Below are 13,550 nucleotides of genomic sequence, written 5' to 3'. Positions count from 1 at the left end.
GTGTGGGGGGGATGGGGAGGGGTGGGAGGATGGGGAGGGGTGGGAGGATGGGGAGGGGTGGGGAGTTTGGGGAGTTTGGGAGGGTGGGGAGAGACAAATTTATTTTTTGTGCTTTCCCCATGACTCTATTTATTTTTTGGCGGGTGGGAGGGTGAGTTGCGTTTCAAGTTCTTGCTTGTAGCGCTTGATATCTTTTTCCAATTCTTTGATGCGTTTATCTTTCGATCGCGATGCGTTCATATCCTGTAGGGTGAAAATCTGGCGTTGTAGTTTAACCCACACGCTGAATATCCAAGCTAAAGTTGCTCCAACTCCCACCGTTAATACTAATTCCACTGAGAGAGGGGCTTGCACTTTAAAACCCGGAATGAGTTGGATTGTCACCAGTTCGATATTTTCGAGACAGAATAGTCCGATCGCCAGACTAAAGAGAAAAATAAGCAAAAAGTTGATTTGTCGCATGGGAAACATGGTGTATTGCAGATAAATAGCGCGAAAATTGAGGCAGGGGAAGCGATCGCAATAACTTTGTCAAGTTTGTCGAGAAATTTTTAAAAAAATTTACAATAGAGTGAACAAAGTTCTGCACTTCCAATACCCTGCAAAATACAAGATTCTTTTATCAAAGGGTTTGTTACAATTCGTAATAAATCCTTTGATAGACTAAATTCTACCACACAGAGCAAAGCATCAGTAAACCTCTAAACTCTCAGAGAATCGGTCACTAGCACCCGCTAAAAATCAACAACTCCTAGTAATAGACCGATTCTTGCTACGAGTGAAGGGGATTGGCGAACCCTCTTACACCCATCGGCTATCCCCCGCAGGAGAGATGAAAAAAATTGAAAAACACTTAGAACATAACCCTAGTTTACCAAAATGGGATACTTTGATCGAACCCTCTTAGCTAGTATATTCTTTTATTCTTGACTAGAAGATCGCCTAAGTGATGAAAAAATCAAGATTTAAACATTAAAATTCTGCCCCGATGCGATCGCTAGAACTTTCTTTACAAAAAAATTAGGCTTATTGATATGAACAATGGATAAATTCGATCGAGAAACTATTCTCGTTGTTGACGATCGCCCTGATAATTTGAAGCTCCTCTTCAATCTGCTCACAGGAGAAGGATTTAACGTAATCATCGCAAGAGATGGAGAAAATGCTATTGAAAGAGTCAAACATTCTTTACCCCATCTGATTCTTTTAGATGCAATGTTACCGGGAATTGATGGCTTTGAAACTTGCAAGCGCCTCAAACAAAATCCTGTTTATGCTGAAGTTCCAATTATATTTATGACAGGATTAACTTCTCTTAAAGATAAAATCAGAGGATTTGAGGTAGGAGGAGTTGATTATATTACGAAACCATTTCAGCTACAAGAAATGTTAATGCGAATTAAAACCCATATAAAAATTCAACGTTTACAGCATCAGTTGAGTAAACAAAATCAACAAATGCAAACAGAAATAAAATATCGTCAAACTATCGAAATAGCCTTACTCAATGCCCAAAATAATCTCGAACAACAGGTTGAGAAACGCACGGTACAACTCAAAGCAACAAATGCTTTATTGGAGCAAAAAATAATTGATTTACAGGCAATAGAAATCGATCTCCAACAAGCACTTCACGCCGTAGAATCAGCGTCTCGGACAAAGAGCGATTTTTTGTCCAAGATGAGCCATGAATTGCGAACACCTTTGAATGCAATTTTAGGATTTACTCAACTATTATTACGCGATGATTCCTTGGGTTTAAGCCAACAAAAAAAAGTTGAAATTATTCACGAAAATAGCGAAAATTTACTCGGTTTAATCAACAATATTCTGTCAATTTCTCAACTTGATGATAGTCAAGAAATTATGCAAAAAAATTGTTTTTATCTTGATGATTTTCTCACAACAATTATCAATTTTTTTCGTCCCAAGGCAATGCAAAAGAGATTAGAATTGCATCTTGAATTAGAGGAAAATTTACATCAATTGATTCAAACCGACGAACGCAAACTCAGACAAGTTTTAATCAATCTTCTTGATAATGCAATTGCCTTTACTCACGAGGGTCATGTTCGTTTAAAGGTAAATACTGTATTCCCATCAAATCTTGAAAATATTAATAATATTAACAATCAAAATAAGCATTTATTGCTTTTATCTTTTGCTGTAGAAGATACCGGGCAAGGGATATCATCAGAAAATTTAGAACATTTATTTGAACCTTTTACACAAGATAAAAAGGCTTTATCTTTGTCAAAAGGCATAGGATTAGGTCTGTTTCTTTGTCGAGAATTTGTTCATTTATTAGGTGGAGAAATTAGTGTATTGAGTACCTTAAACTCGGGTTCAATCTTTTCTTTTGAAATCCCAACTTATTTAAAATCTCCCGAAAATAACATTGAAAATAAAAAAAATAAAGAATTAATATTTCCCCTCGAACCGATTCAATATCGCTTACTGATAGCAGATGGAATCCCAGAAAGTCGTCAGAATTTGTTTGCTATACTCAAGCCATTAGGATTCAATGTAGAAATTGCCAGTGAAAGTGAAGAATGTTTGGAATTTTGGCATTGTTGGCAACCTCATATTATTTTAATCGATCTATCCCTTCCTCATCTTGAAAATACACAATTACTCAAACAAATTGTAGAGTCAAAAACAGACAACAAAACCATCGCGATCGCGCTTATTTCTAACCCTTCTGATGAAGAATGGAAAAACGCGATCGCCCTAGGCTGTCAGGACTTTATTAGCAAGCCTTTTCGAGAAGAAGTTGTTGTAGAGAAAATAGTACATCATCTTAGTGTATTGTCCCGCGATCGCGCTACAATCTCCCTAGACACTTTAGAACCTTCGTTAGGAGATTTAACCCGAGAGGAATTAGCTATTATGCCGATGCAATGGTTGCAGCAATTTAGCGATGCTACTCAAAAAATAAACGAATCGCAATTGCGAAAACTACTCGAAGAAATTCCCGATACAGAAAATCATTTACGGCAGAAAATTGCGAGATTACTTGATGATTTTCGTTTTGATATTCTCAGTCAATTAATCGATTGATTAAGGAATTAAGTAACAAAATTTCTTGCAATGTTAAGAAATAAAACACACTCTTGACAATATCGCAAGATGAGTGCCAAGGTTGCGGTTGATTATCCCTAGTTATGGGGAAAATATTAATCTTAAGCATACACACCGATCGAAAAATAAACCATGACAGCAAGACTCCCTTCCTTTGACAAAAATGGACAAGAAGGTGCATTATTTAATGAAGTTAATGCCAGCATTGAAGGAAAATTGCAACAGTTGAAAGACTTCCAAGTTTCTATACTGGATGTCTCGATCCGAGAACCGACAGCCTACTCCTCTTGGTCTCATCGTCTTTCTGATAAGATGGACACCTTAAAACTGATTCGCGAGTTTGGTTTCCAAGATATTATGCTCGGAGAATTTAAACCTTGGGACACTGTAGATGAACAGTTTGTCAAACTATTAAGCGATGCGGAAAAAGACGGCTGTTTTGCATTTTCTCCGGTTGGGGCAATTAAAAATGGCGCGATCGATCAAGGCAATAGTGTTCCTTTACAAAAGGCTGCAGCTTTAGCTCCAAATGTACTGTTTGAGTTCTCTATCTCAACAGCCGACGAAGCCAAAGCCGAAGAAACCCTCGAACGCTTCGATCTTTCTGTAGAATGGATTCGTCAAGCATGGAAAGACCGAGGCATCGAACATGATGACCGAAATGGCAGGATTTATATCAATATCTACGATACTTTTGAAGCATTTTACCGGAATCAAGATGTTTATGTGCGGGTTATCAAGTATTTAGGGGCGCACCCTCATATTGATGCTGTTTTATTTGAAGATGAATTGGGAACAACTTTCCATTTCCAAGTCGGAGAAGTAACCAAACTGGTTCGCAGTTTAGTCCCTCCTCCTAAAAAAGTCCTCGTTCACCTGCATGAAAATAGCGGTACCATGTACGCATCGGCGCTTGAGGTAGCACTGAATGGGGCAAATGGGTTATGGGCTGGTTTTGTTCCTGTCGGAGGAATGCTCAATAATGCAGCCTCTTCCGTGTTTCTGGCGAACTTGTTGCGAGTAGGCAATGAAAATGTCAAACAACAGTTCAAAATGGAGACGACGATCCCCTTGGTGCGAAAGTTAGATCGCATCAATCAACCCAGTCCCACAGACTATTGCCATCCCATTATCGGCGAAGGGGCTTATCTGTCTACCCTACGAGTCTTTGAACAACGTGCAGGAGAGAAAATGGCTCTTCCTCCCGAAGCGATCGGGGCGAAACGCGGTTTTCGGGTTGTTCCGGCGATCGCCAATAACTATGCCCTCTCCCATCGTTTAGACGAACTCGGCATCACTTACCCGGCCCAACCCAGCACTACTGTACCGGGGGAAAAAGAGCTACAGTACCACTTGTTCAGGACAATGTGGGATTTGATGCAAGAGTCTCTCATTGCTGGACGTAAGGTCGATTTTAACGAAGAGGTGGCTTTGCGGGAATATCTCGATCGCGCGCGACAGATTCATAGCGGCAAAACTCCCCGAGATCCAGTCACTCCAACCCCGAGTAACACGGCTTCTGGCGCTCCGATTGAATTCCAGCCCAGTCTCACTTTTGATGGTAAGGGGGATTATGTTGAAATTCCCAATTTCCCCAACCCTACTGAGGCGATGACAATTTCTTGTTGGGTGAAGAGTAATACTCCCACTTGGAATAATACTGGATTTTTTGCCAGCAAGCGCAATGCTTTCGTCTTCCATCCCAACGCTAATGCTAAATCGATCCATTTTTATATCTTTTCGGCCGGGGGGTGGCGATATACTACTGTTAACCCCGACATAGATATTACTGAATGGCATCATTATGCAGGGACTTTTGACGGTCATAGTGTCCGCTTGTATATTGACGGGGAAGAAGTGGCCCGAGCCAATTATGAAGGCGCGATCGATCTCGATAATGGTTCCCTGTTTATAGGTTGGGATGATGGCGTTGCAGGACGATATTTTGAGGGTCAAATGACTGAAATTCGCCTCTGGGATATTGCCCGCAGGGAACAAAATATCAAAGGAGATATGAACAATCGTTTGGTGGGGGATGAACCAGGATTAGTGGGTTATTGGCCGCTGATGGGGGATGCTTCGGACAAAACAGGTAGTGGTAAGGATGGCGAAATTAACGGCGCAACTTACCAATAAATGGGTTTTACCCAGGCTAGAGACGTTAAATTTAATCTCCCTAGTCTGGGTTTGACGCGATCGCTGTCAAACAGTCTGTGGTAACTGAATTTGGGAAAAAATAAAAAAAGAGAGTCACCATTTTGGCGACTCCCCCAATCATCAGGGTGCATCTATGAATCTAATATAGCATCTGGGGTGAGGGGTGTCACCCCCCTAGAGAATTTTTTTTGAGAAAATTTCTATTTTCTGGTAATTTTCCCTTATTTTCATTCGTCAGAGTCAAGATGGACGCGGAATATCTCCCCATTAACGGATACGCGATCGCCATCAACCAGTTTTCGTCGTCGTCGAGTTTCAAGTTCGCCATTAACCCTCACTTGGCCGCTTTGGATCAAAATTTTGGCTTGTCCTCCAGTTGAGGTAGCACCAACGACTTTGAGAAAGCCATCGAGTTTAATCGTATTGAGGCTGTCTTGCTGATTTTCCATCTTAAGCATATAAATTGGCAACATATTCCCCATAGCCGTTATAGGGTAAAGTTTCGCGAATTTCCCAATCAAACTGCTCTGTATTACCGATAAATTTTTCTCTGGCTTGAGACCAACGAGGATGGGGTTTAGTCGGGTCTACATTAGCAGTAAAGCCGTATTCGTGAGGAATTAAAGTATTCCAATAAGTGGCGGGTTGCTGGTCAACAAATTCAATTTTAACGATGGATTTTGCCCCCTTAAATCCATATTTCCACGGTAAAACCATGCGAATTGGCGCACCGTGTTGCTTGGGAAGTTCGCGGCCATAAATCCCGATCGCAAAAAAAGCGAGTTCGTTGGCCATTTCTTCTAAACGCAATCCTTCTTGATAGGGCCAGGGCAATGTCCCAACATGAAAACCCGGACCCGTGGTAATTTTAGAGTCATAAAACGACGTAAACCGCACGAATTTTGCTGCGGAGGTGGGTTCGACAGCGGCCATTAAATCTTTCATGGGAAATCCTACCCAGGGTAAGGCCATTGACCAGGCTTCCACGCAACGGAAGCGATAGATGCGTTCTTCTAGAGAAAATTCTTTTCTCAGTCTATCGAGATCGTAAGTGCGAGGATTTTTGACCAGTCCCGTCACTTCTACTTTCCAGTTTTCTGTGGGTAGATTTTGAGCAGAACGCCAAATTGATTTATCGCCACCAAATTCATAAAAATTATTGTAACTGCTGGCCAGAGTTTGGTTGGTAATGGGGCGATCTACTCTCGTAAAATTGGGATTTGTCAGTAATGGTTTGATTTCTGGTAACTTAAATGTTGTTTCAAGATCGCTACTTTGTGCTTGGGATTTTTGACAGCCTAATAGAGTAGTCGCTGTTGCACCAATTCCCGCACCGATTAAACTTTTGAGAAAACGGCGGCGATCGCCATATAGCGTTTCCGAAGTAACTGCCGTTTCGGGTAATTGCCAAGAAGGAATATTTTTAAAAAAGGTCATGGAATTTTGGGGAGATTCACGATAATAATTTTAACACCTTTTACTTTATTATTAGTATTTTAGATAAAATAAAATTTAAGTTAATAACCCAATATTAAGATGGTCTCTACATTGCCCACGACTAATCTCGATCGCTGGTCGCAAATTCGTTTAGATATTCGCACTTTACAACCTCAATTGGTGGAGTGGCGGCGACATTTACATCAATTTCCCGAATTGGGTTTTCAAGAAGAAATAACGGCGGAATTTATCGCCAAAAAACTGCGAGAATGGGGAATCGAACACCAAACCGGAATCGCAAAAACGGGAATTGTGGCAACGATCGCGGGCAAGAATGGGGGAAAGGTGTTTGCTATTCGTGCGGACATGGATGCTTTACCCATTCAAGAAGAAAATGAGGTTTCCTATCGTTCTCAACATGAGGGAATTATGCACGCTTGCGGTCATGATGGACATAGCGCGATCGCCCTTGGAATTGCCTTTTACCTCTCTCAACATCGCGAGGATTTCAATGGTACTGTGAAGATTATTTTTCAACCTGCGGAAGAGTCTCCTGGTGGCGCAAAACCTCTTATTGAAGCGGGGATATTAAAAAATCCTGACGTTGATGCGATTATCGGATTACATCTTTGGAATAGTTTACCTTTAGGAACAATTGGGGTGCGATCGGGGGCATTAATGGCGGCTTCAGAACTGTTTAGCTGTACCATTCTCGGTAAAGGAGGACATGGTGCAATTCCTCACCAAACCATCGATGCTGTGGTTATTAGCGCTCAAATTGTTATGGCTTTACAAACGATTGTTTCCCGCAATATTAGCCCTCTTGAATCAGCAGTGGTGACAGTGGGAGAATTACACGCAGGAACCGCAAAAAATGCGATCGCAGATACGGCTCGTCTTACTGGAACTATCAGATATTTTAACCCCGACCTCGGCTTATTTCTTCCTCAACGACTGGAAGAAATTATTGCGGGAATTTGTCGAACCTACGGAGCAACCTACGATCTAGATTATACACGATTGTATCCTCCCACTATCAATGATAGCAAAATTGCCGATCTGGTTCGTTCTGTCGCGTTTGAAGTCTTAGAAACTCCCGTTGGTGTTGTTCCAGAATGTCAAACAATGGCATCGGAAGATATGTCTTATTTTCTCAAAGAAGTGCCAGGATGTTACTTTTTTCTCGGGTCGGCGAATTCTGAAAAAGGACTGGCTTATCCTCATCATCATCCTCGCTTTGATTTCGATGAAAGTGTCTTATGTTTGGGGGTAGAAATGTTTGCTCGCTGCGTTGAAAAATTCTGCTGTTAATTAAAATTACGCAGGGATTACTCATTATCCAACAACCCGATCTCTACCGGATGATTTTGCTTTGAGCAGATTAAGATCGGCACGTTTGAGCAGCATTCTACCGCGATCGTCGTCTTCAGGTTGAAGAGAAGATAATCCTAGACTAATGGTGAGGGATAAAATTAAATTGCGATCGATATTAAAAGGAGTACCACTAATAATTTGGCATAACCGATGGGCGATCGCCATAGCAGTATCTGTATTGGTTTGCTGAAAGAGAATCACAAATTCTTCACCTCCGTAGCGGAAAACAGTATCTTGTTCTCGAATATTATTTCGCAGACGGTGAGCGAGAAGTTGCAAAATGCGATCGCCTACCAAATGTCCATGATTATCGTTCACAGATTTAAAATAATCAACATCTAAAATTGCCAAACTGAGAGGAATATTTTTCTTTCTTGCTTTTTCAACTTGTCGAGGTAAATCCCACTCGAGAGCGCGACGATTGCTTAAATCTGTGAGAGCATCAGCAAGAGCAATAGAGGAAAGAAAATCGTTAGTTTTCAAGAGTTCTCGATATTGCTGAACTTGACGGTAAGCAACTTGAAGATAGGCCAATAATAATCGTTTTTCTGCTTCAATATTTTGATTAATAGAAGAATCTAAGCCTGAAAATTGAAGATAAGCATCGGCATGATTTTCAATGGCTTTAGCAGTTTCCAGTAGATGTTTTGAGGGTTCTCTCTGGAGGATGTTAGTAGAACAATAATATTCAACTGCAATACAATATACCAAACCCAAGGAATTGTTTTTTTTGATCTCGCAACACAATCCGGCAATTCTGAGAAGATCGGTTTCAATTAAGACGATATCCGGCTGATATTGACCTACACCAGCAATAATTTCAGCTTTAGAGGTGGACTCGATCGCTGCGACAATGGGTGTCTCGTATCGTTCGAGAAAAGTTGTTATAAAATTTTTACTCCCAATTAGTAAGACAGAGACATTCATACCAGTCTTTCGGTCTAGACGATCGCATTTTTGGGAATGTGGAGATAGAGAATAATTTTTTATCTCACCCTCGTTTTTGTACGTTGTAATCACCGCTTTGTTTCCCACTCTAAATTAATTTACATGGGAGGAAACTCTTTTTTCTGGCATAAATGCACAATCTTGCTGAATCTTCACGCTAACTTCAAAAAAGGTTGTTGTTTTTTGAAGTTGACGTAAATTTTTCAACCTCTTAAGTCAGCGATCGCGGACTCGTTTTATTACTCGAGTCCAAGACCTTATTTTTTCTGGTTTCCTCTGGACAGTCTTCGATGGGTTGTTTTTGGGATAAAACCTAATTAACTTTGTTGCTCAAAGATGCTGTTGGTCAAAGACAGTTTAACACCCTAATTTTCAGTTTCGTGACCTGCTGCTGCGATCATTTCTGCGATCGCAGTTTTTGAGGCGTTTGTATCCACTGTTACCATTTTACTCTCTAAATCGGCAACAATCTTGGCTTCGGGCAAATTTGCTTTTATTTCGGTGCTGATAGCGTTAACGCACGTCTCACACATCATACTGGGAACTTTAATTTGAACGCTCATAGATTGATAGTACCTCTTGGATTTTTGATTCTCGAGATCGCTGCCAAAAGGCGAAGAAGGCGATCTCTATTGACTGTTATTGGCAGTGAGAAGCCAATTTTAACTTAAAAAGCAACTTTTTGCCGGAGTAATGAAATTTAGGGGTCGAATTTGTTCGGGGAAAATTCAAGACTCTGAAAAACTGTATTATTTTTTCTTACCATTTTAAAACGGCTGCATCTTTTCCTTGTTCTTTACGAATTTTGCTATCTTTTTCAAACCATTGTAAAATCTGTTGGTGCGTTAATTCTTCAATTGAAATTTTGTAATCTTTAGCAATAACTTTTAACAATCTAAGAGAAGAAATAGTCAGGCGGGTCAGGAATTTCTCGGAGGAAGAGAGCAAGGCTGCATCCACATCTGCGGATTCTGCGGATGTCAAAAATTGAATTTCAGATTGTTGAGGGTCGATCATTAAAATAATTGTTGATTGGTCTTATCTATAATTGTGCCAAAAAATATCAAAAATGTCTAAAATGTCTAAGAGGATGAGGCGATCGCCAGTTAATAATAAAAACTATAGCGGAATATTGCTATGAAAATAATTATTTCAAAGGATATCCTAAAATAGAGAATTAACGATCGCCTACTGGATTTAGGTCGCAATATAAGGAGATGCGATCGCGTTCATTTTCCCTTGATGTACTAATACCTGATAAATTGCCGCCGCCGCTTCCGCCCGAGTTGCATTTTGTTTGGGGAGTAGGCGATCGGGGGTCGGATAATTGACAACCAGGCGCGATCGCGTAGCTGCGGCGATCGCGCTGGTGGCATAAGCGGGGATGTCTGCGCGATCGCTATACTGATTTAAAATACTTTCATCCCCTCCCGATAGCCCCAAACCACCGGCTAAGGAGACTAATAGATGCAAACGTTGTAACTGTTGGTCGGGGTGAAAGGTGCGATCGGGAAAGCCAGAAATAAACCCCGCTTGATAGGCGCGATTAATAGCATCTAAACCCCAAAAATTTGCCCCAACATCGAGGAATTGCCCCGCCGGACGAATTGCAGGGGGATTCAGGGCTTTGACCAATAAAGCCGCATATTGGGCGCGGTTGATGGGATCGTCTGGCTTAAAGCGACCATCCCCAAACCCACTCACTAATTCTGCACTAGCCAGACGGCGGATAAAATCTTGCGCCCAATGTTCGCTAGTATCAATAAAGGAGGGTAAATAAGGATCTGGGTTGACCAAATAAGAGGAAGAAACTGGGGTTGCTTGTCCTGTTGCAACTAGGGCTTGATAAAGAAATGCTGCCAACTCCGATCGCGAAATCTCTCGTAAGGGATTTAAGCGACCCAGATCGGGATAATTAGTGACTAAGCGCTTCTCGGTGGCGATCGCCACCGCCATCAAAGCATAACTGGGAATTTGAGCGCGATCGCGATACAGTCCCAAAACATCTAAGTTTCCCCCCGTCAATCCCAATCCGCTCACTAAAGAAACTAATGCTTGCACCCGCGTTAAATTAGTATTGGGGCGAAAGGTGCCATCGCCAAACCCAGAAATAAAGCCCATTTCCGTTGCATTGAGAATTGCCGCCGCCCCCCAATAATTGCTAGGAACATCGCGAAAACCGCGCCGAGTCCCTAACTGTCGGGGTAGGTTAAAAGCCTTGGCGATCGCCGCAGCATAAGCAACCCGAGATAGTTTCCCTTCCGGTTGAAAACTCCCGTCAGGAAACCCTCGCAAAATATCTCGCTGTACCAACCCATCGATAAAATCCGTCCCCCAATGTCCTTCTACATCCCGAAACTGGGTCGGTCCCGAACTACCCGTATCTACTTCGAGATCGGCAAAAACAACTTTACCCAAAACTCGTTGGGGGTTGAGTTCATTTCCGGCGGAAATTAACTCAAACTTGGTTTCATTTTGCAGATCGACTCGGGCATTATTGCGAATCTGGTTTAAAGCAGGGTCTTGAGAACTCCCTAAGTCTGGTTCCGCTTCATCCTTCATTACAATTCCCGCGATCGTATTCTTTTCAATAGCATTACGTCGCAGCACGGGTTTGGCGCGGTGGGATAAGTATGCTCCAGCCCGATTATTACTCAAACGATTATCTGCCAACAAAGGGGCGCTATCATCACTAATAGTAATACCATAACCCGTTTGTTCGCATTCATTGCGGCGTACTTCTCCTTTGGCATTGCGCCGCAGAAAAATCCCTGTAGAGGTGTTGCGAATGACGCGATTATCCCGTAGTAAAGGTTTGCCATTTCCCGTGACTACAACCCCTGCTAAAGCGCAATTGGTGAGGGTACTGCTGGCGAGTAAAGGAGAGGTAGATTCAATCCATACTCCGATCCCCTTCGTGCCTGGATTGCTAACCGTGACACCCCGTAACTGCGATCGCTCTTCTAGCAAAACAGCGATATTTTGCCGTTGAAAGGTGGGACTATTATATTCTCCTCCTCCCAATAAAATAATATTTTCTCCTTTATCCGCTTCCTGTCCGATGACTGTAACTCCCGTAGAGACGACGAGGGGGAATTTTTCTTGGGTGGTAGTGCTGTAGGTTCCCGGTGCGAGGTAAATCGTCGTTTTCGGGAGGGCGCGATCGAGGGCGCGAGTGAAGGTTTTAAAAGGCGCACTGCTACTGCCATTTCCCCTATCATTTCCCGTTACTGGATTAACATAAAACGTCGTCATAATTAGTTCTTCGAGATGATTCCCGCTTCATTTTAAGGGACGAAGGAACAGCCTGAAAAGGAAAAGAATGGTTAAGATTGCCGGAAAATGTAAAGTTTCCTATTCTTTCTGGCGCGATCGCGGGCAGGAGTTGCTAGGATTTTCTCTACATTCAAGCTAAAAAATGACCTCAATATCCCTTTACGGCTGTTAATACTTCCTTAAACTTGACCTGAAATTATTGAGAATTAACTATGAGACACTACCAACAACAATGGATCGATGAATGGTGTATGGAAAACGGTTGGACGGATTTATATCGAGAGCGATCGGGTAACTATTGGGCGTTTCCTCCTCATGCGGTGATGCCGGAGCCGATCCCTTCCTCTATTCTCAAAACGATTAAGTCACATAAAGGATGGTGTCGAGAGGAACAAGTTGTCATCGGAACTGCAGTACTATCTACCTTGGGCAGTATTGGTTTAAGTTTTTTCTTTAAATGCCCTATACCTATGGTTTTTGCTTTTGGTATCGGTGCGATCGCTTCAGCATTGTTGGAAATGGATTAAAACAATATTGAGAGATTAAGGCTGTAAATTCATATTTTTCACAGGTAGGAATAACAAAATAACGTGTTATTGCAGAGATCGGAATTTCCTTTGGATACCATACTTCTACATAAGGAATCCACATTTTTTTATAGCCTACATCTTCGCGTGCAAAACGATTTTGGATAATATCTGGCTGAAGATACTCATGATTTAGTTCTAAAACTATTGTAAATGGTTTATGGTGAGAGAAGAAACATCTCCATTTGTCAAATGTGTAAATAAATTCATTTTCATTCACTGTATAAAAATCAAATAGACAAACAGATTTCTGGAGTTTTCCATAACTGTTTTCTGACTGCGGAAAAGTGTATTGACGAAGCCCCAAATTAGGCTCAATATATCCACTCTGATTAATTCCTAAAATCCCTGAAATACTTGTCAAATGCCATATACCACTTCGGAGTAATGAAAAGTAATACGATCGCGCTTATCGAATTGCTTTATGAGAGCAAAATGCGATCGCCTCCGACAACTACTCCTAGAGAATGGGATCGATCCTGATTCCCTACCCGATAATACCTGAGCATTATGAGGAAATCGATCGCCCAAGGATATTTTGCAGGACAAGAGCGAGAATGTACTGTATCGCTATACCCTCAATGATTCGAGTGCAAACAAGCATAAGGGCTGCAGCGAGTTTGTAGAGAGGACGCGATCGCCCAGACAAAGCGATCGCGGTGAAACTCGAAAAATTGTCTGTCAAATGTA

12 protein-coding genes are annotated in these 13,550 nt (G+C 41.7%); 4 read left to right on the top strand and 8 right to left on the bottom strand.

Going from position 1 to position 13,550, the window contains the following annotated elements; translation table 11 throughout:
- Positions 1-129: 129 nt before the first annotated feature.
- Entirely contained in the window at positions 130-462 is a 333-nt protein-coding gene (locus VB714_RS17185; protein ID WP_323225865.1) for a LapA family protein, read from the bottom strand.
- A 579-nt stretch (positions 463-1,041) separates the two neighbouring features.
- On the opposite strand from VB714_RS17185, the gene VB714_RS17180 reads away from it, so the two are divergent.
- Both VB714_RS17180 and VB714_RS17175 read left to right on the top strand, forming a co-directional pair.
- Complete coding sequence (locus tag VB714_RS17180; RefSeq protein WP_323225864.1) at positions 1,042-3,060, top strand: response regulator; 2,019 nt, start codon at positions 1,042-1,044, stop codon at positions 3,058-3,060.
- Between the two features lie 153 nt (positions 3,061-3,213).
- The gene (locus tag VB714_RS17175) at positions 3,214-5,217 is read left to right on the top strand and encodes a LamG domain-containing protein (protein ID WP_323225863.1); all 2,004 of its coding nucleotides are present in this window, start codon (positions 3,214-3,216) and stop codon (positions 5,215-5,217) included.
- A 248-nt stretch (positions 5,218-5,465) separates the two neighbouring features.
- Here VB714_RS17175 and VB714_RS17170 read toward each other — a convergent pair whose 3' ends face one another.
- Together VB714_RS17170 and msrP are read right to left on the bottom strand one after the other, a co-directional pair.
- Entirely contained in the window at positions 5,466-5,687 is a 222-nt protein-coding gene (locus VB714_RS17170; RefSeq protein ID WP_204106412.1) for an RNA-binding S4 domain-containing protein, read from the bottom strand.
- Between the two features lies 1 nt (position 5,688).
- On the bottom strand, positions 5,689-6,675 hold the full coding sequence (gene msrP / locus VB714_RS17165) for a protein-methionine-sulfoxide reductase catalytic subunit MsrP (RefSeq protein ID WP_323225862.1): 987 nt from the start codon (positions 6,673-6,675) through the stop codon (positions 5,689-5,691).
- A gap of 99 nt (positions 6,676-6,774) precedes the next feature.
- Between msrP and VB714_RS17160 the strand changes: the two genes are divergently transcribed.
- Complete coding sequence (locus VB714_RS17160) at positions 6,775-7,986, top strand: M20 family metallopeptidase (RefSeq protein WP_323225861.1); 1,212 nt, start codon at positions 6,775-6,777, stop codon at positions 7,984-7,986.
- 24 nt (positions 7,987-8,010) lie between these two features.
- On the opposite strand, the gene VB714_RS17155 is transcribed toward VB714_RS17160, so the two are convergent.
- From VB714_RS17155 to VB714_RS17140, 4 genes are all read right to left on the bottom strand, one after another.
- Positions 8,011-8,976 carry a GGDEF domain-containing protein gene (locus VB714_RS17155; protein ID WP_323225860.1) on the bottom strand — a complete coding sequence of 322 codons (966 nt, stop codon included), beginning with the start codon at positions 8,974-8,976 and terminating at the stop codon, positions 8,011-8,013.
- A 386-nt stretch (positions 8,977-9,362) separates the two neighbouring features.
- Positions 9,363-9,560, bottom strand: a complete 198-nt coding sequence (locus VB714_RS17150; RefSeq protein ID WP_323225859.1) for a heavy-metal-associated domain-containing protein — start codon at positions 9,558-9,560, stop codon at positions 9,363-9,365.
- A 196-nt stretch (positions 9,561-9,756) separates the two neighbouring features.
- A complete protein-coding gene (locus tag VB714_RS17145) occupies positions 9,757-10,014 on the bottom strand; it encodes a hypothetical protein (protein WP_323225858.1) in 258 nt (85 codons plus the stop codon).
- Between the two features lie 180 nt (positions 10,015-10,194).
- Positions 10,195-12,252 (bottom strand): S-layer homology domain-containing protein, encoded by a 2,058-nt coding sequence (locus VB714_RS17140; protein ID WP_323225857.1) that lies wholly within the window; start codon positions 12,250-12,252, stop codon positions 10,195-10,197.
- A gap of 233 nt (positions 12,253-12,485) precedes the next feature.
- Between VB714_RS17140 and VB714_RS17135 the strand changes: the two genes are divergently transcribed.
- Positions 12,486-12,800 carry a hypothetical protein gene (locus VB714_RS17135; RefSeq protein WP_323225856.1) on the top strand — a complete coding sequence of 105 codons (315 nt, stop codon included), beginning with the start codon at positions 12,486-12,488 and terminating at the stop codon, positions 12,798-12,800.
- A gap of 568 nt (positions 12,801-13,368) precedes the next feature.
- Here VB714_RS17135 and VB714_RS17130 read toward each other — a convergent pair.
- Positions 13,369-13,545 carry a hypothetical protein gene (locus tag VB714_RS17130; RefSeq protein WP_323225855.1) on the bottom strand — a complete coding sequence of 59 codons (177 nt, stop codon included), beginning with the start codon at positions 13,543-13,545 and terminating at the stop codon, positions 13,369-13,371.
- Between the last annotated feature and the right edge of the window lie 5 nt (positions 13,546-13,550).

This window comes from Spirulina sp. 06S082 (genome assembly GCF_034932145.1).
Lineage (GTDB): Bacteria > Cyanobacteriota > Cyanobacteriia > Cyanobacteriales > Spirulinaceae > CCY15215.
Note: the sequence above shows the minus strand (reverse complement) of the source record. Positions and strands in the feature narration are given on the sequence as shown.